Source organism: Corynebacterium sp., assembly GCF_052107835.1.
GTDB lineage: Bacteria > Actinomycetota > Actinomycetes > Mycobacteriales > Mycobacteriaceae > Corynebacterium.
Window position 1 is genome coordinate 1 of record NZ_JBQEDF010000061.1, and the last position, 18,668, is coordinate 18,668.

Here is an 18,668-nt window from a genome sequence, read left to right on the forward strand (position 1 = left end):
CGATTAAGCAGATCCGCTACCCGTGAGGGTGTTGCGACGACCGCTAGAATCCGCCCCAGCCGATCGTTCGTTAAAAACCCCTGGTGGCTGGTTCCGTCCACTCGCTGGCGGTGCGAAAGTTTACTCCAGACACATGATCACAGCGGTGCCCGCTGGCCCGTCTCCGAACATGGGGGTAGGGGTTGGTTGGTCGGCTGACCTGTGTCGTCGCCTGGGACGTTCCCGGTCCCGTAGTTGAGCCGGGGTGATGATCCGGATCGTGTCGGGGCGAACCGGGGCGGAGGTGAAGCTGCGCCCGGCGGCGTGGTTGTGGTGTAGTCTCACTCCTCGTAATGCAAACGACAATCATTATCAACAAGAGGAGTAATGATGCGCCACCGCACTGCGACCGCGGCAACGATCGCGGCGACCCTGACAACGACCCTGGTGTTGGCCGGGTGTGCAGGAGCCGACGACGGCCGTGACGGCGGCCCGGGCAACCGGGGCTCCGGTACCACCGCGGCAGTCACCGACACCGGGACGTCCGACGCCGTCGACGCTGAGCCGGAGGAGGTCGCCGGTGCTCAGCCCAGGCTGGTCACCACCTACGACGGTGGCGTCCTCACGCTGGACGCGGAGACCCTCGAGGTCATCTCCGACGAGCGGATCGACGGGTTCAACCGGCTCAATCCGGTGGGCGACGGACGGCATGTCCTGCTGTCCACGTCCGAGGGCTTCCGGGTCATCGATGCAGGTGCGTGGACCGAGCCGCACGGCGACCACACCCACAGCTTCGCTGGCGACCCGGAGCTCACGGACACCGTCTTCGGGACCGACACCCCCGGCCATGTCGTCAGCCACGATGGCAGGGTCGTCCTCTTCGGGGACGGTGACGGGAAGATCCAGTTCCTGGACGCCGACTCCTTCCTGACCGGCGACATCCCGGACCCCGGGGAGGTCGAGACGGCCGAGGCGGACGAACCGCACCACGGCGTGGCGGTTGAGCTGCCGGACGGTACGGTCCTCCGGACGGAGGGGACCGAGGAGTCCGTCGACACTGTCGTCGCCCACGACGCCGACGGCGAAGAATTCACATCCAGCGACGACTGCCCCGGCGTGCACGGCGAAGCCACCGCGGCCGACGACACCGTCGCCTTCGGTTGCGAGGACGGGATCCTGTTGTTCAGGGACGGCGGATTCTCCAAGGTGGACGCGCCAGACCCCTACGGGCGGATCGGCAACCAGGCCGGTTCCGGGGATTCGCCCGTGGTGCTCGGCGATTACAAGGTCGAGGAGGACCTCGCGGACGACGAGATCGAGCGTCCCGAGCGCGTGAGCCTCATCGACACTGCTACCGGGGAACTGCGGCTGGTGGATGTGGGGACGTCCTACAGCTTCCGCTCGCTGGCGCGGGGCCCGGAGGGGGAGGCGCTGGTCCTGGGGACGGACGGGAGGATTCACGTGATCGACCCGGGTACCGGGGATGTGACTGCGACCTGGGACGTGATCGACGAGTGGGAGGAGCCCGTGGACTGGCAGAAGCCCAGTCCCACCCTGTTCACCCAGGGTGACCGCGGCTACGTCACCGAGCCGGACTCCAATCAGATCTATGTCGTGGACCTGTCCGACGGCGAGGTCCTGACCTCCGCCGAGCTGCCGGAGACGCCGAACGAGCTCACCGGCGTGACCGGGTAGCGTCCACGCCCCAGGCGGCGACCCCGAGGACGACCACGCCGCAGGACGTGACGATGATCCACCCCGGCAGCATCCCGGACGCCGTCATGCCGGCCGCCGCAACCCCTCCACCGACGGCCATGCCCAGGGCGATGCCGACCTGCCGGGCAGTGGACGTGAAGCCGCCGGCCACGCCCGTCCGTGACGGTGGCAGACTCGCCACGGCGGTACTGGTGATCGGGGGCCCGGACAGGCCGACCGCCGCCCCGGTGAACACGAAGGCGACGACCAGCTGCGGCATACTCGCCTCCACCGCGAGGCTGATCAGTACCACGCCTCCGGCCAGCAGGAACGCGCCGGAGAGTGCGAGGGGGAGGCGTGGGCCGAGGCGTCCCACGAGGTAACCGGACAGTGGTGCGCAGAGCAGCGTCGCCAGTGCCATTGGCAGCGTCGCGGCACCGGCGGCGACGGGTGAGTACCCCTGGCCGCCCTGCAGCAGCGTGGCAAGCAGGAGGACCATGCTGAAGGCCATGAACATCGCCACTGCGCCGACGATCGCTCCGGAGAAGCCGCGGTTGCGGAACAGCCCCGTTTCGATCAGCGGTTCCGTGCGGTGCGATTCAACCCACCACAGGGCCACTGTTCCCACAGCCAGGATGGCGTAGGCGGTGACGGCGGCGGGCGAACCCCAGCCCAGGTGCGGTCCCTCGATCAGCAGCGCGACCGCGATTCCGAGTATCACGACCAGCAGGGCCTGGCCGGGAAGGTCGAGCCGGCGTGGGCGCACCGCCCGGGACTCGGGCACCAGGAGGGCGACCAGGACGAGCGCGGCGAGGACCAGGGGGACGTTGATCCAGAACACCGCGCGCCAGTCGAGGGCCGCGATCAGTGCGCCGCCGGTCACCGGGCCGATCGCCAGGCTCAGCCCGAAGGTCGCGCTCCAGATGCCGATGGCCCGGGCCCGGTCCCGCGGGTCGGTCATCACGCTGACCACGATGGCCAGGGCGACCGGGGTGAGCATGGACGCGCCGACGCCCTGGACGACACGGGCGGCCACGAGCAGCTCCAGCGACGGTGCCGACGCACAGGCCAGGGACGACAGTCCGAAGATGGTCAGTCCGGTCTGGAACACGCGGCGGCGTCCGAAGCGGTCGGCCAGCGCCCCGGACGTGATCAGCAGAGCGGCGAAGGGGACGGTGTAGGCGTCGACGACCCATGCCAGACGGTCGGTGCCGACGCCGGTGGCGTCCCCGATCTCCGGCAGTCCGACGGTGACGATGGTGGTGTCGAGGCCAACGAGGAGCATTGCGGATGCGCAGATCGCCAGCACCGTCCACCGGTGGGCGGTGCTGAGACCGTCGGGCGTGCGCTGTGCCATCTCCACCATGTTCACGGTAACCGATGCGGTCCTTGACGGGGGACTTCCCCGGTGCAATAATGAAAACCGTTCCCGATAGTAAGGCGGGATCACGTGAGGAGCGTCAGGGGTGAGTCCCCCAGCGGATCGCCGGACGCCACCGGAACCCTCCACCAACCGGTGCCGTCCAGGTGGCTGGAGGAGTCGCCCCTGACGCGCTGCCCGGAGGAGTATCATCACAGCGGTCCATAATCCGTCCACCGGGGAGCGCCGTGAGCCCGCACGTCCTGACAATCACCGTTCTGGTGCTGATCTTCCTCATCGGTACCCTGCGCAACATCAACCTGGGAATCCTCGGGTTGGTCGGCGCCTTCATCGTCGGCCTCGCGGTCCCGGGGTTCGGCGACGACGAGGGCGGTGGTGCCGATGGCGCCTTCGCCCAGGCCTTCGGTGGTTTCCCGGTCGACCTGTTGATCGCCCTGATGGGGCTGACCTACCTGTTCGGCTTCGCGCAGCAGAACGGGACCATCGACATCATCCTCGACTGGGCGATGAAGGCGGTCCGTGGCAACCGGGCCGTGATGCCCTGGATATTCTTCGCCCTGACCGGGGCATTCATGTCCATCGGCGCAATCTTCGCCATCGGGGTGATCTCGCCGCTGGCGATCCCCTTCGCCCGCCGCTACCGCATCAACCAGCTGATGATGGGGATGATGGTCGTCCACGGCGGCATGGCCGGGCTCCTGTCCCCGCTGAGTGTGTACGGCATCTTCGTCAATGACTTCCTGCGCAACAACGACCTGGGAAACCACCAGTGGACGCTGTTCCTCATGGCGCTGGCCTTCAATGTCCTGATGGGGCTCATCGTCTATCTCTTCCTCGGGGGACGCAACCTCTTCGGCGCCCGGGCGAAGTCCGATCTGGAGCACCTCGCCGCGGAGCACGGGGACCCGGGGGCGCGGGACGACCTCCCGGTCGGTCTCGGCACCACCGGAACGGGTTCGGGGATGACGAGAACGAAACCCACCGCGACCCGCACGGAGATCGGCTGGTACCAGGTTGTGACGATGGTCGGCCTGGCCGCCCTGGTCATCGGCGCCGGCATTTTCGCCCTCGACATCGGCGTGGTGTCCCTGATCATCGGCGGGTGCCTGGCGGTCCTGAACCCGGCGGCATCGCACACGGCGCTGAACAACGTGTCCTGGTCCACGATCGTGCTGGTCGGCGGCATGATCACCTATATCGAGGTCCTGGAGGCCGCCGGCACCGTGGACGTCATCTCCGACGCGATCGCGTCGCTCGGGGCCCCGCTGATCGGCGTGCTGCTGCTGTGCTACCTCTCCGGTATCGTCTCTGCCCTGGCGTCGTCGATCGCGACCATCGGCATCGCGATCACCATGGCCGCCCCGTTCCTGGTCAACGGTGATCTCCCCGTGGCCGGCACCGCGGCGGCGATCGCCATCGCCGCGACCGTGGTGGATGTCTCCCCGTTCTCCACGAACGGCGCGATGGTGCTGGCCAACGTGGACGCCGCCCACCGCGACGGGTTCTTCCGGCAGATGCTCGTCTACTCCGGCGTTGTCGTGGTGATCGGCCCGTTGCTGGCGTGGCTGCTGGTGTTCCTGCCGTTCTGATCCCCGGGGGCACGGGTCGACCGCCGCCAGACGGTCGAGGTCGTGACCGCGGCGATCGCGGTGGTCAGCGGCACCGCGGCGACCAGGGCCAGCGAACCGGTCGCCGATCGCAGGATCTCGGTGGCCATGATGTCCGAGGTCAGGATGTGCCCGAGGCTGCGTCCGGAGATGCTCAGCAGCACCAGCAGGGGCAGGGCGGCACCGGCGTAGGACAGCACCAGCGTGTACACCGTGGACGCCAGGTGGTCGCGTCCCACGCGCATCGCCGTGGTGAAGAGTTTCAGGTTGGACGCGCCGGGCGCCGCCTCCCGCAGTTCGGCGATGGTGGACGCCTGCGCGACCGTGACGTCGTTCAGCACGCCCAGCGTGCCGATGATGAACCCGGCGAGCAGCAGCCCACTGATCGACACCTCGGGCAGGTACAGCATGATCTGCATGTTGTTCTCGTCGGCGAGGCCGCGCAGCTCGTTGGTGTCGATGGCGAACCATGCCAGGGCGGTGCCGGCCAGCATCGCGGCGAGTGTCCCGCCCAGGGAGGATGCCGTCTTCCAGTTCATCCCGTGCACCAGGAACAGCACCAGGTACAGCACCGCCGAACACGCGGTGACCGCCAGGAAGACCGGGTCCCCGCCGCGCGCCAGGGCGGGCAGCAGGAACACCCCGAACACACCCAGGGTCACGGCCAGGCCGACGATGGCGCGGAAGCCCCGCCACGCTCCGACGGCGACGATCGCCAGTAACGTGATGACCAGCCAGATCCACACCGGGGTGGTGCGCTCGTAGTCCTGGAAGGCGTAGGTGTGGGAGCCGTCCTCGGCGACGTCGGTGCTCAGCAGCACGTCCTTGCCGACGGGAAGGTCCGGGGACCCCTCGGCGTCGGTGACGGCGAGCAGCGTGCGGCGTCCCTCGTCGGGCCCGGAGGTGATGTCCACGATGACCTGCGGGCAGGACGCCGCCTCCGCCCCGTCCGCCCCCTCGGCGGGCATGGAACTGGGGTGCTCGGCGGGCGGGGCGGTGTCGAAGGACCGGCCGATCGACGTCGAGTTGCAGGACCCGGTGGTCTCCAGGGCGACGGTGCCCTCGGAGATCTCGCGGGCCAGGTTCGAGGTCTGGTGGAAGCCCTCCTCCGTGCCGACCTCGCCCGCCGGCCACTGGACGACGACCGCGGCGGCGGTGGCGATGAAGCCGGCTACCAGGGCGATGAACAGGATGGAGCGGGGGAGTGTCCACTCGATGCGGCGGGGGTCGAGGTTCCGCGGATGGACACGCTCACGCCACGGACGGTCGTCGGCGGTGCCATGGCTGTGCGCATGGCTGTGGCCCTGGTGGGCCGCGGCGTCGAGCTGGGCGTGGGAGTCGCTGTGCGGGTCGCGCCCGCTGTGCTCGTCTGCGCTGCTCGTGTTCCTGGAGGGTGGGGGTGCGTGGTGGCGTCCCAAAGCGTCGGCTGCTTTCTGGTCTCGTGCGGGGTGTGGTGCACCGTCGGGTGCGCCTGCTCCGTTTGAGAGTAGCCGTCATCAGTTGAGTTGTTCGCGGCACTCCTCGACGGTGTTGTTCTCGATGCACTCCGACCATTCACGTTGCCCGTCCACCCACGGGTGGGTGGGGGGCTGTCCCTGGTCCAGCTGCCAGACATAGTTGTCGCACATGATGGCCGCGCCGTCGGCGTTGACCGAGGTGCGTCCGATGTCGGCGCCGATGCACTGGTCACCGAGTTGCGGGCCGGTGACCGGCGGCGTCGGGGGTTCCGGCAGTGGCTCCGGCTCCGGTGCCGGTTCCGGTGGGGGCTGCGGTGCGGGTTCCGGGGTCACGACCGGGGCATCACCGCCCGGCGTCGGGGACGGTCCGTCGCTCGGCTCCGGGGCAACGCTGCTGGACGTTGCTGCTGCGGTGGTCGTTGACGTCGTCGTCGGGGAGGTGGACGCCGGGGCGTCGTCGGAACCGGTGCATCCTGCCAGTACCAGGGAGACACTGGCGGTGACCGTAATGGTGAATAAGCGTGAGCGCATGAAGTTTTCCCGATCTTTCAGTTGTTGACAGTCATGTTACAGTGTCGGCATGTATACAGGGACTGCATCGATGAGGCTCCGGACCCGCCGCTGACGGCGGGGAGCACTCACACCTTCTGATTTCCTCCTCCGCCGTCCTCCGGCCACAGCAATCAACACGCACTGTGGGGCCGGGCGGTGGAATCAATGCTGTCCGGCTCCGGAAGACTCCTGGAGACCACCCATGTCCCGTACAACCACCCGCAACAAACATCTCTCCGCGTCCGACCTCGGCGTCACCGTCGCAGGACGCAGCCTGCTGACCGGGGTGAACCTCACGGTCGCCCCCGGTGACCGCCTGATGGTCGTCGGCGAGAACGGCACCGGCAAGACCACGCTGCTGCACACCCTCGCCGGCGAGCGCGCCCCGGACACCGGCACGTTGACCGCCGCCGGATCCGTCACCCTGGTCCGCCAGTCGATGGACGCCTCACCCGGACTCACCGTCGGTGACCTCACCGCGCTGTCCACCGCAGCGTCCGACGCAGCGCTGTCCGACCTGGACGCCGCCGTCGGCGCCCTGACCAGTGGGGACGACGGAGCCGAGGACGCCTACACTGAGGCACTGGACCGAGCGACCGCCCTGGACGCCTGGGACGCCCACCGCCGGGTGGACATCGCCCTGGCGGGCCTGGGTGCCTGCACGGACCGGGGGCGCGAACTGCTCACCCTCTCCCACGGCCAGCGGTACCGCGTCCGTCTGGCCTGCGCGCTCGCCGAACGCTCGGACACGCTCCTGCTGGACGAGCCGACCAACCACCTCGACGCCGCAGCACTGGGCTTCCTGACCGCGCAGCTGCTCGACTACCCGGGCGGGGTGGCGGTCGTCAGCCACGACCGTGCCCTGCTGCGCGACCTGACCGCCGACGGCCGCGGCACCTACCTGGACCTGGACCCGACCTCAGACGGGCGGCCGCGCACGTTCACCGGCACCTACGACGACTGGGTCGGCCGGCGCCGGTCGGACCGCGAGCGCTGGGAGCAGGAGTACGCCGCCCAGGTCGCTGAACACCAGCGGCTGGCGTCCGCGGTGGATGACGCCCGCGGCCGGTTGACGACCGGCTGGCGTCCCGGGAAGGGCTCCGCCAAGCACGGCCGCGCGACCCGGGCGGACGGTGTCGTCCAGACGCTGCACCGCAGGCAGGATGCCCTGGACGCCCACGCGGTCGATGTCCCGGAGCCGCCACTCGAGCTGCGGTGGCCCCTGGTGGACGCCCCATCGGGAAAGACGCTGCTGACCTGCACCGGCGTTGCTGTGTCCGGCCGCCTGGACGGGCCGGTGTCGATGGAGGTCACCGGCGGGGACCGGTGGCTGCTGACCGGGCCGAACGGTGCAGGCAAGTCCACGTTCATCGACGTGGTGTCCGGCGCCGTGGAGCCGACCGCGGGACGCTGCCTGGTCCACGGCGGCGTGCGCGTCGGCGTCCTGACCCAGCACGAACCGGTGTGGACCGAGCCGGGAATGGTCGCCGCGGAGGTCTACGACCGCCATGTCCTGGCGATGGGTGCGGAGCCGCCCGCCCCGGGGCTGACCTCCCTCGGTCTCCTCGACCGGGAGGCGCGTTCCACGCCGGTGGGTAGGATGTCGCAGGGTCAGCAGCGGCGGCTGCACCTGGCTCTCGTCCTGGCGGGGCGTCCTGAACTGCTCGTCCTCGACGAGCCGACGAACCACCTGTCGGCACCGTTGGTCGATGCGCTGACGTCGGCGGTGCAGGGGACGGGTGCGGCGGTCCTCGTTGCCACCCACGACCGGCAGATGCTGCGGGACCTCGCGGGGTGGCGGCGGATGGAGCTGGGGAACTCCGCAGAAATGGTGTCTGGCGGCTCTGCTGCTAATCTAGGTGCATGCCCGCAACACGCCAGTTCCTCTCGGACGTAGAGTCCGGCAGCTCAGGTCAGGTTGTGGATGCGCCGACGACGTCCGACGCGCCCGCCACGTCCGTGAGTTCCGAGACTCCTGCGCAGCGTCCGGCACGCCAGGAGCGCAAGAACTTCGCGCCCGCCGAGACGCGCACGTCCGTGTCCCGCGCGGACCGTTTCATGCTGCGACTGCTCCGGATCAAGGACATCGACCGCACGGAGCTGGCCGGTGCGCACCGGGCGTTCCGCTGGGCCATCGTGTTCTCGGCGGTCCGGTGCACGATCACCTACCTGCTGGTTCCGCTCCTGGCTCCGATCATCAGCATCGCCGGAGCGTTGGCGACGCCGATCAGCATCACGCTGTGCCTGGCGGCGGTGCTGAGCGGGACGTTGAGTCTCCGCCGGTTCTGGCGCTCCGACCACCGGGGCAAATGGGCGTACACCTGGTTCATCGCCGTGGTGTTCCTGATCGTCATCGGCACGCTCGGCTACGAGATCACGGGACTGGTGACCGGCTGATGGCCGCCGACATGAACACCGGGACCGATGCGGTCGACACCGGGGAACCCGAGGTGACGCAGGAGGAGATCCAGGCGCACCTGCAGAAGGACGTCCCGGGATCCTCCACGCAGGACGTGATCTCGCTCATCTTCGCCGCGGTGATGATCCTCGCCACGGTGTTCTGCTTCGTCTTCCTGATCTGAGGAGTGGGGGATCGCCAATGAGTACCGACATGAACACCGACTCCGACCCGGTCGACTCGCCCGACGCGGTTGAGTCGGTCGATGAGGATTACGACGAGTACGAGGAAGGCCCGGGCGTCACTGCCTCCGACGTCGTCTCGTGGGTCTTCGCCGGCGCCCTGGTCCTGGCCACGATCTGGTGCATGTGGTTCGTGATGTAGCTGACGATCTGCCGGGAACCCGGGGAGGGAGGCTACCGGGCGCCGGAACGGGCGATCGACCTCTTCATGGTCGTGAACGGGGGTTGGGCGAACCGGAGGCTGTCCAGCGCGTGCGGTTTCTGCACAACCGTCTTGAGGTGGCTGAAGGTGTCCACGGAGTACTGGCCGTGGTACGCGCCCATTCCACTGGGGCCGACCCCGCCGAAAGGTAGGTCAGGGACACCGGCGTGCAGCATCGGGGCGTCCAGTCCGACACCGCCCGAGGAGGTGCGTGAGACGAATGCCTCCCTGGTCTCTTCCGATCCGGTGAAGACGTACAGGGCCAGTGGCTTGTCCCGTGCTCTGATGTAGTTGATCGCGGCATCGACCCCGGACACCGGGACGATGGGAAGAATGGGCCCGAAGATCTCCTCCGTCATGTAGGTGGGCTCGCCATCGTCCGGGGCGGGCGCGTGGAGGACGGTCGGTTCGATGTAGCGGGTATCGGCATCGTGGCGTCCTCCGACCGCAGGCTCCTGGTCCGCGAGATAACCGACAAGCCTGTCGAAGTGCCGCGCGTTAACGATCCTCCCGTAGTCGTGGCTGTCCGCGGGGTTGTCCCCGTACATCGCGGAGATCGCCGTTCGGAGTGCACCGGTGAGGGCCCCGACCCTGTCCGGGGTTGTCAGGATGTAGTCGGGGGCGATACAGGTTTGTCCGGCGTTCAGGAACTTCCCCCAGACGAGGCGTCGGGCAACCTGGTCCAGGTGTGCGTCATCGTCGAACCAGACGGGTGACTTCCCGCCGAGTTCTAGTGTGGTGGGGGTGAGATGTTCCGCCGCGGCACGTGCGACGACCCTCGCCACGGTCCCGTTGCCCGTGTAGAGGATGTGGTCGAAGCGTTGCCTGAGAACCTCGGTGGTCTCCTCGACACCGCCTTCGACGACCTGTACCGCACGGCTGTCGAGGTAGCGGGGAACCAGGTCGGCGATGACCGCGGAGACGGACGGGGTGAGTTCGCTCGGTTTGAGCAGGGCGGTGTTTCCCGCAGCGAGTGCTCCGATCAGGGGAGCGAAGGTCAGCTGGACCGGGTAGTTCCACGGCGCGATGATCAGCGCTACCCCGAGCGGCTCGCGGATCAGGCGCGCGTTGGCGGGCTGGAGACTCAACGGCAGGCGCTCGTGGCGGGGCCGGATGTACTTCTCCAGGTTCTTCAGGGTGTGGCCGAGTTCGGAGAGGACGACGCCGCTCTCGGTCAACTGGGCTTCCGTGGAGCTCTTGTGCAGGTCCTTCCACAATGCGGCCTCGATGCGTGGGCCGTTGTCGGTGAGCAGCCGGGACAGTGACTCGAGTTGGTTGCGACGCCACTCCAGTGGCCGTGTCACCCCGCTGTCGAAGGTTGCGCGGAGGCCCTCCACCGTGTCGGGGATGGTTGTGCTGTCGGTCATTGCTACGATGCCTTTCCCTGGAGCCGGTCCCGCAGTGCACGGGCGTGCTTGATGAGACGGACACCGTCCGGCCCCCACATCAGCCGCATGTAGTGCCGTTCGAACGGGCCACGCTGCAGAACCCAGACGAGCGGCAGCGCGAGTTTCGTGCCGATGACGGCGACCCGTGACCGGAGCGGTCCCATTCCCATGGCCTCACGCATTTTCCCGGAGGAGGCGCCGGCCGCCAGCTGCCGGAACAGGCCGTGGTCGAGGATGCCGGCGTAGAGCAGTGCGGGCAGCTGCGAACGGTGGAAGTTTTCCTTGAACAGCCCGAACATCGCCATCGCGAAGTCTTCGCCGGTGTCCGGCCAGATGGGCATGGTGGAAGGAGTGCCGAACAGGTCGGAGTACTTCTCGTACAGGCCGTCCAGGTCCGCCTTGGAGTGGGGGATCTCGTCCTCGGGTGCGCCGACGAGTCGGCAGTATTCCGCGACCTCCTCGAAGTACCGGTCGCGTTTCTCGTCGGAGAGACGGTGGGGGAGTTTGCCGTCGCGGAAGGCGAAGTTCTCGTACAGCCAGAGCATGGAGTGCATCTCCGTGAGTGCCGCCCACATGGCGTCCCGGGGTTCCGCGGCGCCGTAACCGCCCAACTCGGGCTGTCCGACGTCGATGACCGGACCGGCCACCTTGGTGTGGATGCGGTGGAGGTGTTTCCACATGAGTTTCGCCGACGCGGTGTCGCCGAGCCACATCGGGGCGTGCATGCCCGAATTGCGTTGTCCGCGTTCGAAGAGGTCGAAGATCGTCACTGTCCCCTTCAGCGTTTTCCGGGAAAGGGGGTCATGGTCCCGGACACCGGCGATGACCGGGCGGTAGACGGACTGGAACAGTCCCTGGAACGCGTACTGGAAGACGATGGTCGCCGGGTGGAGCAGGACTTCCCAGACGACGGAGTCCGGGCCGAAGATCCCGTAGTCGGGATCCCCGTTCTCGTCGAGGGATTCTCCGGCGGGGACAGGCTCCCCGAACCGCCTCCATCGCTGGGCGTTCCCCTCCAGTCGTTCCTTGGTGATGATCCGGAAGTCGCTGGCGTCGGTGGTTGTGGTCATTGTCCACTCCTCGGGTCAGGAAGAAGATGAATTCCCGGCCGGGAACTCACGGTGGCGGAAGTGTAAGGTGAATCACAACGCGATGTCAATTCGAGAGGGAAACGAACGAATGAGGAAAGCGTCCACACCGGCATCGAGGACCGTCGGCAGCAGGGCTGGATTGACCCTGCCGAGAATCATCGAGGCCGCGCGGTCACTCGACGCCGACGACCTGACGATGCAGGCGCTCGCGGACCATCTGGGGGTTGACCGGAAAGCTCTGAACCACCACGTCAGCAACAGGGAGACACTACTGTCCCTGGTGGCGATGGATGCGTTCTCGACGAGCTTCAGTGCATCGGAAAATCCTTCCGTCGGTACCTGGCAGGACGCCTGCAGGCACTACGCCCGCAACTTCACCAGGAGCACCGTGGCGGCCGGGATGCTGGTTGACCGCATACGGCTCAGCGACCTCTACGTCACCAAGGTGCTTGAGCCCACGGAAACGGTGCTGCAACTGATGGTGGACGCCGGCTTCGACGACGAGGGTGCGATGCGGACGTTGTCCATGCTGAGCAACATCTGCCTCGCATACGCGCGGGACGTGGCGTTGGCGACCCGGAGTGACGGTGCCCCCCGTGCCGATATCCTCCAGGCTGCCCTGGAACAGCGCGATGGGGATGACTTCCCAGTACTGGCACGGATCTCCGGGCTCAACGCCACCACCTATGACGAGAAGCAGTTGGACCTCAACATCGAGATCTTCATTGCGGGCGCGGAGGCACAGCTCGAAAGGACGTCATCCGGGACGTAGTTGCTCAACCTGCTCACTTCCCTGCAGCGATCGGTGTGGCCCGCTGTTCTTGGCGTTGTCTCGACCAATCGGGTTGGGGAGCGACCGAAGCGTAAGGATGGGAGCCGATTCGGCAATCTGCGTTGACCGTGAAGGACAGAATCGGCTTCCACTGTTACGCGTCTGGGGTGACAGGGTGACCGGGGTGCGCTCCGCCATCGGAGACGCATTGACGTGGTCACTAACCCCGAGCCGTGACCACGAAGTGTGGACGTGATTTGTGGCCGGGGGCGACGCCGAAACGCCGGTCCAGTTCTGCGACCTGCGGCAGGGCCTCCACCGACACGGACGCGAACCCCGCCGCCCGGAAGACATCGGCGAACTCCGAGGCCGAACCGGCCATTCCCAGCGGCAGCGCCCCCAACGTGGCGGGCGAGTACGTCGAAGCGAAGGCGTCCTCCCCGTCCGCCGAAGGCACCTTCATGGACGGGTCCACCCCGTTCGGGAACCACGTCGCGTCCACCGCGACGACCACACCGCCAGGTCGCAGAACCGTCCGCCACGCGGTCGCCGCGGCGACTGGGTCGGGCAGTGTCCACAGGACGTACCGGCTGACCACGGCGTCGACGGAACCGGGCGCAACATCAGGGGAGTGGGCATCGCCGAGGGTGAACCGCGCAGTACCGCCGACGGCGGACGCTGCGGCGATCATCCCCTGCGAGTGATCGATCCCGGTCACCCGGTGCCCCTCGGACGCCAGCAGATTCGCCAGGTAGCCCGAGCCAGTGCCGACGTCGAGGACTTTCGCGGACGACGGCAACCGTGAACCGACCACGTCCGCCCACAACTCCCTGTCCAGGGGCGCACGCGGCCCCGACACCTGGTGGGCGTGGTAGTCGGCCGCGCGCCCTGACCAGTAGGCATCCAGCCGTTCCTGGATCTGCTGGCGTGTCGCCGTCGTCATCACTGCTGTCGTCACTGGCTGACCTCCACGTTCTGGCGTGTGTGCTGTGTCCGTTCCGTCCTGCGTGGGAAGACCAACGTGATTTCCCCGTCCACGTCCACCCGCGTCACCGGGCGTCCGTAGACCGGCTCCAGGATCGACGGCACCAGAACCTCGTCCGGGGTCCCTTCCGCCACCACCTGCCCGTGGTCCAGCACCACCAGCCGGTCGCAGTAGCGCGCCGCCAGATTCAGGTCATGCAGCACCGCCACCGACCCCGGCAGGCTGCTGACCAGCTCCAGGATCTCGTGCTGGTAGCGGATGTCCAGGTGGTTCGTCGGTTCGTCCAGCAGCACGTGCCGGGCCTGCTGCACCAGCGCCCGGGCGATCAACGCGCGCTGCCGTTCACCACCGGACAGCGTATCGACATCGCGTGTGGCCAGCTCAGTCATCCCCACCGCATCCAGTGCGCCCTCGACGATCAGCCGGTCCTGCCCGCCAGAGTGCGCACCGAAGGACTGGTGCGGCAGCCGCCCGAGCATCGCCAGTGATGCCACGGTCATGGGCATCCCGGAGGTCGCGGCGTCCCGTTCCTGGGCGACGACGGCCACCGTCCGCGCAATCTCGCGGCGGCGAACGGATGCCAGGTCCGTTCCGTCCAACAGGACGCGCCCGCTGGCCAGCGGCACCGCGCCGTACAACGCGCGCAGCAGTGTGGTCTTGCCCGAGCCGTTCGGGCCGACCAGGCCGACGGTGCCGGTGTCGGGAATGTCCACGGTCACGCCGTCCACGGCGGTCACGCTGCCGAAGCTGACCTGTATGTTCTCCGCCTCGATCATGTCAGTCCCTCCGTGCCGTTCAGGTAGTCGTGCAGTTTCTCCGCGCCGTCGACGGCCAGCGGTGTCGGTGGGTCGGCGAAGTTCAGCAGCATCGGCAGGATCCGCTGCTCGCGTCCGGCAGTGGTGGTCCCGATTCCGGGCAGGTCATTGACAGCGTCCCTGACCTGTTCCCCGTCGCCGGCGGAGTAGAGGGCGAGGATCACGTCGGGATTGCGGTCCACGATGTCCTCGCCCGTCACCTCGAAAACGCGTTTCGTCTGGTCGTGGAAGGTATTGGATGCTCCGACGCTCTCCACCAGCGGTGTGGCCATCGACCCGGAACCGTAGGCGTAGGTCACCCCGCCGCCGGTGGTGGGGTAGAGCACGGCGATGTCCCGGTCATCGCCACCTGGCACAGCATCCAGACGCTGCTGCAGGTCAGCGACATAGGACGCCGCCTCGTCCTGCTTGTCGAACACGGTGCCGTAGAGCTCGACCTGGTCCCACACGTCGTCCCAGGTCACCGGGCCATCGATGTCACCGCACAGCGCGGGCTCCTCGATCACGGGGATGCTGGAGCTGGCCATCGTCCGCCGGTTCACCGTGTCCGTCTCGCCCAGGACCAGGTCGGCACCGGTCGCGACGACCTCCTCGCGGGAGATCTGCAGGTGCCCGGAACCGTCCAGTTGATCGGTGATCGACGGAATGTCCGCCAGGGTGTCGTTGGTGGCATCGTCGTAGTAGCCGGTGGGGTACTGCCCGGCGCGGCTGGTCACACGGTCCAGGACCCCCAGTTCGCTCAACGTGCTGATCGCGGCGGGTTTCAGGACGGTGACGTTGTCCGGTGGTGCGTCGAGGGTGACGGTGTCGCCGCAGTTCTCCACGCTGATCGCGTCCCCGTCCTCGGCGCTGTCCGAGGCGCTGCAGGACGCCACCAGCAGCGAGGACGCGACGATGGTTGTCAGTGTGCGACTCCTCATTCCGTCGCCCCCTTGTGCATGCGGTGGACGAGGACCAGCAGGAACGGGGCGCCGACGATGGCGGTGATGATGCCGATCGGGATCTCCTGTGGGGCGAGCAGGGTGCGCGATCCGATGTCCGCCCACAGCAGCAGAATGGCCCCGAGTAGGGCGGACACCGGAATGACTGCGCGATGCGCGCCGCCGACGAGGCGCCGTGCAAGGTGGGGGACGACCAGGCCCACGAAGCCGATCGAGCCGGCCATCGCCACCACCGTGCCGACCAGCAGGCACGACAGGACGAGCAGGACGATCCGCATCCGGTCCGGGTTGATGCCCAGGGTCAGTGCTGTCTCGTCGCCGGCGGCCAGGGCGTCCATCCGGGGGGCAAGGACCAGGAGAACGGCGGTGACCAGCAGGACCACGAGAACGGTAGCCAGCAGGGCCCCGGACCAGGATGCCAGTCCCAGTGACCCCAGCAGCCAGAACATGACCGAGCGGCTGCCCTCGGCGGAGTCGGAGGCGAAGATCATGAAGCTGGTCAGTGCGGACAGGGCGTAGCCGACCGCAACGCCGGCCATGATCAGCCGGGTCGAAGTGATGCGTCCGCCCGTCCTGGCGACGCCGAAGACCACCAGGCTCGCCAGCGCGGCGCCGAGGAAGGCACTGGTCTGCAGTGCGTAGTCGCCGAAGCCGGCACCGATGCCGGTGAGGATGGCGGCGGCCGCGCCGACGGAGGCCCCGGAGTTCACACCGAGGACGTACGGATCGGCGAGGATGTTGCGGACGCAGGCCTGCAGGACAACCCCGGCGATGGCGAGGCCCGCTCCGACGGCGGCGCCGAGCATGGCCCGGGGCGCGCGGATGGTCCAGATGACGGCGTCGTGCCGGGCGAGGTCGTCAGAGGGCGAGGTCAGGTCGAGGGCCGTACCGAGGATGTGGTGGGAGAGGATGCGCACGGAGTCGGCGGGGGAGACGCTGACTGACCCGATACCGACGCTGAGGATGACGGTGACCAGCAGGAGGGCGGCAAGGCCCGTCGTCCATGCGAGCGTCCTGTGGTGTGACGTGCGGAAGCCGAGGGGGTCGGGCGCGGTCTTGCGGACGCGTCGCTCCGCGTGGTCGGCGGAGTCGGCGCGGTCGGCGGTGTCGGCGGGGGCGGTCACGCATCCTCACGTTATCTGCTCCACGTCTCCGATACCACATTCAATTGACTGTTTGAATGAAGGTTTTACCTGCGGGAAATGTGGCTCTCCTGTCGTTTCCGTGGGCCCTACGTTCTGACACCATCCGTGGCCCCGACCGGACCACAACCGCCAGTCCGGCACACGTAGCGCCAAGTGCGATGCGCAGAGACACCGCGCCCGGCCTGGCCCGACGTCCTGGCCGGGCACTGTCCCTGATCGCACCGCTTTGAGGGCTTGCACTTCAGTTGGAATGGATAAAGCGGTGCGCTGAGGAACCTGTGGCGAGTGCCCATCGCTCAGTTGCAACGGCAGATCGCCGTGCGTCAGGACGAGCGGAAGACTGTGTCGATCTGAACCTTGGCTCCGAGAGGCAATGCGGCGACCTGGATCGTTGTTCGTGCAGGGTACGGTTCGGAGAACCACTGACCGTAAACGTCATTGATCGCGCCGAAGTCTGTGTAGTCGGTGAGGTAGATGGTGGTGCGCAGGGCATCGGAACGGTTGACCCCGATTCCTTCCAGGAGTGTCCCGAGGTTGTCGAGCATGGCGGAGCACTGGGTACGGACATCGTCGGAAACGACGGCGCCGGTGTCAGGATCCTGCCCGATGACCCCTGCTGTATACGCCAGACCATCATGGATGACCGCATGGGAGAACGGTGCTGTCGACTGGTGCAACTCCGGACTGAAGAAGTGCTCGGTAGTCATGGGCGCGAGGCTACCAGCGGAATGTCTCCGTGCTGTGCGCGGATATCAGTTGCCGACCCGGAAAGTGATCGTTGCAGTTGCCAACATGGAAAGTGAAACCAGACGTCCTGAGGCCGAGGAAGCCGCTCACACCCTCAATGCTCTCGCCGAGGACCGCCGGGAGCTCGCCGCTGGCGTGCGTGTTCCGTGGGTGCTTCTCTGTGCACTCGGGCTCATGCCTGCCTGGATGATCGCACGATTCGCAGATGCGAAGATGAACGAGGAGGCTCCCTCCTTCGATATCCCCCTCCTGGTCCTGGCGGTGATGCTCCTCGTGGGATACCTCATTGAACGTCATCTTGGAATCAAACTGAAGCAGGCGGGTTGGGACGCGCTGTTGGCGGGTATCGGCCTGTTCGTCGTCTTCATGCTGCTGAACACGGTGGCGCTCGGCGCCGCCGCCTTCGAGGTGAGGTGGGTGATTGCTCTCGCCTGCGCAGGGGCGTTCGTTCTGAACGTGGCCATTCTCGCTCTGAGTTACCGCGCTGCCGCACAGAAGATCGTCCATGGATGAGGCAGATTTCGATCGTGTCATCCACCAGCCGTTGAACCTCCGGATCTGCGGGCTGCTGAGGAACGTGGACGAGATCAGTTTCGCCACGGTGCGGGAGACGCTCGAGGTATCGGACGCCACCCTCTCCACGCGCGTCAGGACGCTGACCGAGGCCGGTTACGTCCGCACCGGGAAGACATCGTCGAAGAATCGCGGCGATGCGCGACGGGTCATGTGGATGTCACTGACGAAGAGCGGACGGGATGCCTTCGATGCGCACGTCCGTGCGCTCCGGGAGATCCTCCGACGGGAGTGACCGGAATGCCGCCACAGTCGAACCGTGCGGCATTTCCACGTTGGGGTCACGCGCGTCGACCGACCGCACTATCCTCGTGAAACATGACTGGGACGGACGACGAAGGCGCCCTCGCCCACATCTGTGCGCTGTCCGACGACTGGTCCGAGACCTTCCGCCTCCTCGGCGACCCAACGAGACTCCGTCTCCTCACCGTCCTGCACTACGTCGGGCCCGGGGCGGTCAGCATGTCGGAGCTCGCCGAGCGGGCGGACGTGAAGACCGCCACCGCATCAGCGGCATTGAGACTGCTCACCGCGGCGGACATCGTCACCGCCACCCGCGACGGCCGGAGAATGCGCTACGCCCTGACCGATGACCGCGTCCACCAGCTCCTGCATCACCTCGGTGGCACGCACGCGCACTAGCTGTAGTTCCCCGTGAGGTTGTGAACACGCTCCAACGGTGACAAGCCTCCGATGCC

General features: G+C 67.5%; 20 protein-coding genes. 10 read left to right on the top strand and 10 right to left on the bottom strand.

Annotation, left to right across the window (positions count from 1 at the left end; genetic code table 11):
* Positions 1-366 precede the first annotated feature (366 nt).
* Positions 367-1,674: a zinc metallochaperone AztD gene (gene aztD / locus ACTIL2_RS13080; protein ID WP_442337909.1), complete on the top strand. Its 1,308-nt coding sequence runs from the start codon at positions 367-369 to the stop codon at positions 1,672-1,674.
* Here aztD and ACTIL2_RS13085 read toward each other — a convergent pair.
* Positions 1,655-3,031 (bottom strand): MFS transporter, encoded by a 1,377-nt coding sequence (locus tag ACTIL2_RS13085; RefSeq protein WP_442337910.1) that lies wholly within the window; start codon positions 3,029-3,031, stop codon positions 1,655-1,657. The two genes, aztD and ACTIL2_RS13085, sit on opposite strands and share 20 nt — an antisense overlap.
* A 251-nt stretch (positions 3,032-3,282) precedes the next feature.
* Between ACTIL2_RS13085 and ACTIL2_RS13090 the strand changes: the two genes are divergently transcribed.
* Positions 3,283-4,644, top strand: a complete 1,362-nt coding sequence (locus ACTIL2_RS13090; protein WP_442337911.1) for an SLC13 family permease — start codon at positions 3,283-3,285, stop codon at positions 4,642-4,644.
* On the opposite strand, the gene ACTIL2_RS13095 is transcribed toward ACTIL2_RS13090, so the two are convergent.
* Both ACTIL2_RS13095 and ACTIL2_RS13100 read right to left on the bottom strand, forming a co-directional pair.
* The gene (locus tag ACTIL2_RS13095) at positions 4,578-6,080 is read right to left on the bottom strand and encodes a YibE/F family protein (protein ID WP_442337912.1); all 1,503 of its coding nucleotides are present in this window, start codon (positions 6,078-6,080) and stop codon (positions 4,578-4,580) included. The genes ACTIL2_RS13090 and ACTIL2_RS13095 overlap by 67 nt on opposite strands.
* A 78-nt stretch (positions 6,081-6,158) precedes the next feature.
* On the bottom strand, positions 6,159-6,650 hold the full coding sequence (locus tag ACTIL2_RS13100) for a hypothetical protein (RefSeq protein ID WP_442337913.1): 492 nt from the start codon (positions 6,648-6,650) through the stop codon (positions 6,159-6,161).
* Positions 6,651-6,873: 223 nt separating this feature from the next.
* Here ACTIL2_RS13100 and ACTIL2_RS13105 point away from each other — a divergent pair, with 223 nt between their 5' ends.
* From ACTIL2_RS13105 to ACTIL2_RS13120, 4 genes are read left to right on the top strand one after another with little or no spacing between them, the layout of a single operon-like run.
* Positions 6,874-8,568 (top strand): ABC-F family ATP-binding cassette domain-containing protein, encoded by a 1,695-nt coding sequence (locus ACTIL2_RS13105; protein WP_442337914.1) that lies wholly within the window; start codon positions 6,874-6,876, stop codon positions 8,566-8,568.
* A complete protein-coding gene (locus ACTIL2_RS13110; RefSeq protein WP_442337915.1) occupies positions 8,535-9,068 on the top strand; it encodes a hypothetical protein in 534 nt (177 codons plus the stop codon). The genes ACTIL2_RS13105 and ACTIL2_RS13110 overlap by 34 nt, the downstream gene beginning before the upstream one ends.
* The gene (locus ACTIL2_RS13115) at positions 9,068-9,253 is read left to right on the top strand and encodes a hypothetical protein (protein WP_442337916.1); all 186 of its coding nucleotides are present in this window, start codon (positions 9,068-9,070) and stop codon (positions 9,251-9,253) included. Before ACTIL2_RS13110 ends, ACTIL2_RS13115 begins: the two co-directional genes overlap by 1 nt.
* A gap of 17 nt (positions 9,254-9,270) precedes the next feature.
* Positions 9,271-9,453 carry a hypothetical protein gene (locus ACTIL2_RS13120; protein ID WP_442337917.1) on the top strand — a complete coding sequence of 61 codons (183 nt, stop codon included), beginning with the start codon at positions 9,271-9,273 and terminating at the stop codon, positions 9,451-9,453.
* A gap of 32 nt (positions 9,454-9,485) precedes the next feature.
* Here the strand turns inward: ACTIL2_RS13120 and ACTIL2_RS13125 are convergent, their stop codons facing one another.
* Together ACTIL2_RS13125 and ACTIL2_RS13130 are read right to left on the bottom strand one after the other, a co-directional pair.
* Complete coding sequence (locus ACTIL2_RS13125; RefSeq protein WP_442337918.1) at positions 9,486-10,880, bottom strand: aldehyde dehydrogenase family protein; 1,395 nt, start codon at positions 10,878-10,880, stop codon at positions 9,486-9,488.
* A gap of 2 nt (positions 10,881-10,882) precedes the next feature.
* The gene (locus ACTIL2_RS13130; protein WP_442337919.1) at positions 10,883-11,971 is read right to left on the bottom strand and encodes an oxygenase MpaB family protein; all 1,089 of its coding nucleotides are present in this window, start codon (positions 11,969-11,971) and stop codon (positions 10,883-10,885) included.
* 109 nt (positions 11,972-12,080) lie between these two features.
* Between ACTIL2_RS13130 and ACTIL2_RS13135 the strand changes: the two genes are divergently transcribed.
* Complete coding sequence (locus tag ACTIL2_RS13135; RefSeq protein ID WP_442337920.1) at positions 12,081-12,764, top strand: TetR/AcrR family transcriptional regulator C-terminal domain-containing protein; 684 nt, start codon at positions 12,081-12,083, stop codon at positions 12,762-12,764.
* Positions 12,765-12,984: 220 nt separating this feature from the next.
* Here the strand turns inward: ACTIL2_RS13135 and ACTIL2_RS13140 are convergent, their stop codons facing one another.
* The 5 genes from ACTIL2_RS13140 to ACTIL2_RS13160 form a co-directional block, all read right to left on the bottom strand.
* Complete coding sequence (locus tag ACTIL2_RS13140; protein WP_442337921.1) at positions 12,985-13,722, bottom strand: class I SAM-dependent methyltransferase; 738 nt, start codon at positions 13,720-13,722, stop codon at positions 12,985-12,987.
* A complete protein-coding gene (locus tag ACTIL2_RS13145) occupies positions 13,719-14,525 on the bottom strand; it encodes an ABC transporter ATP-binding protein (RefSeq protein ID WP_442337922.1) in 807 nt (268 codons plus the stop codon). The genes ACTIL2_RS13140 and ACTIL2_RS13145 overlap by 4 nt, the downstream gene beginning before the upstream one ends.
* Positions 14,522-15,484, bottom strand: coding sequence for an ABC transporter substrate-binding protein (locus ACTIL2_RS13150; protein ID WP_442337923.1), 963 nt, complete (start codon positions 15,482-15,484; stop codon positions 14,522-14,524). The genes ACTIL2_RS13145 and ACTIL2_RS13150 overlap by 4 nt, the downstream gene beginning before the upstream one ends.
* Positions 15,481-16,629, bottom strand: coding sequence for a FecCD family ABC transporter permease (locus tag ACTIL2_RS13155; protein ID WP_442337924.1), 1,149 nt, complete (start codon positions 16,627-16,629; stop codon positions 15,481-15,483). The genes ACTIL2_RS13150 and ACTIL2_RS13155 overlap by 4 nt, the downstream gene beginning before the upstream one ends.
* A 344-nt stretch (positions 16,630-16,973) precedes the next feature.
* Complete coding sequence (locus ACTIL2_RS13160) at positions 16,974-17,357, bottom strand: RidA family protein (protein ID WP_442337925.1); 384 nt, start codon at positions 17,355-17,357, stop codon at positions 16,974-16,976.
* An 85-nt stretch (positions 17,358-17,442) separates the two neighbouring features.
* Here ACTIL2_RS13160 and ACTIL2_RS13165 point away from each other — a divergent pair, with 85 nt between their 5' ends.
* From ACTIL2_RS13165 to ACTIL2_RS13175, 3 genes are all read left to right on the top strand, one after another.
* Positions 17,443-17,910, top strand: coding sequence for a hypothetical protein (locus ACTIL2_RS13165; protein WP_442337926.1), 468 nt, complete (start codon positions 17,443-17,445; stop codon positions 17,908-17,910).
* Positions 17,903-18,205, top strand: coding sequence for a transcriptional regulator (locus tag ACTIL2_RS13170; protein ID WP_442337927.1), 303 nt, complete (start codon positions 17,903-17,905; stop codon positions 18,203-18,205). Before ACTIL2_RS13165 ends, ACTIL2_RS13170 begins: the two co-directional genes overlap by 8 nt.
* Before the next feature lie 83 nt (positions 18,206-18,288).
* Positions 18,289-18,612, top strand: coding sequence for an ArsR/SmtB family transcription factor (locus ACTIL2_RS13175; protein WP_442337928.1), 324 nt, complete (start codon positions 18,289-18,291; stop codon positions 18,610-18,612).
* Positions 18,613-18,668 lie beyond the last annotated feature (56 nt).

Bases quoted from the DNA above. Each gene is read 5' to 3' on its own strand.
- ACTIL2_RS13105 (WP_442337914.1), top strand. From the start codon at position 6,874: ATGTCCCGTACAACCACCCGCAACAAACATCTCTCCGCGTCCGACCTC.
- ACTIL2_RS13115 (WP_442337916.1), top strand. From the start codon at position 9,068: ATGGCCGCCGACATGAACACCGGGACCGATGCGGTCGACACCGGGGAA.
- ACTIL2_RS13150 (WP_442337923.1), bottom strand. From the start codon at position 15,484: ATGAGGAGTCGCACACTGACAACCATCGTCGCGTCCTCGCTGCTGGTG.
- ACTIL2_RS13145 (WP_442337922.1), bottom strand. From the start codon at position 14,525: ATGATCGAGGCGGAGAACATACAGGTCAGCTTCGGCAGCGTGACCGCC.
- ACTIL2_RS13165 (WP_442337926.1), top strand. From the start codon at position 17,443: ATGGAAAGTGAAACCAGACGTCCTGAGGCCGAGGAAGCCGCTCACACC.
- ACTIL2_RS13170 (WP_442337927.1), top strand. From the start codon at position 17,903: ATGGATGAGGCAGATTTCGATCGTGTCATCCACCAGCCGTTGAACCTC.
- ACTIL2_RS13085 (WP_442337910.1), bottom strand. From the start codon at position 3,031: ATGGCACAGCGCACGCCCGACGGTCTCAGCACCGCCCACCGGTGGACG.
- ACTIL2_RS13135 (WP_442337920.1), top strand. From the start codon at position 12,081: ATGAGGAAAGCGTCCACACCGGCATCGAGGACCGTCGGCAGCAGGGCT.
- ACTIL2_RS13120 (WP_442337917.1), top strand. From the start codon at position 9,271: ATGAGTACCGACATGAACACCGACTCCGACCCGGTCGACTCGCCCGAC.
- ACTIL2_RS13160 (WP_442337925.1), bottom strand. From the start codon at position 17,357: ATGACTACCGAGCACTTCTTCAGTCCGGAGTTGCACCAGTCGACAGCA.
- ACTIL2_RS13100 (WP_442337913.1), bottom strand. From the start codon at position 6,650: ATGCGCTCACGCTTATTCACCATTACGGTCACCGCCAGTGTCTCCCTG.
- aztD (WP_442337909.1), top strand. From the start codon at position 367: ATGATGCGCCACCGCACTGCGACCGCGGCAACGATCGCGGCGACCCTG.
- ACTIL2_RS13110 (WP_442337915.1), top strand. From the start codon at position 8,535: ATGCCCGCAACACGCCAGTTCCTCTCGGACGTAGAGTCCGGCAGCTCA.
- ACTIL2_RS13130 (WP_442337919.1), bottom strand. From the start codon at position 11,971: ATGACCACAACCACCGACGCCAGCGACTTCCGGATCATCACCAAGGAA.
- ACTIL2_RS13125 (WP_442337918.1), bottom strand. From the start codon at position 10,880: ATGACCGACAGCACAACCATCCCCGACACGGTGGAGGGCCTCCGCGCA.
- ACTIL2_RS13175 (WP_442337928.1), top strand. From the start codon at position 18,289: ATGACTGGGACGGACGACGAAGGCGCCCTCGCCCACATCTGTGCGCTG.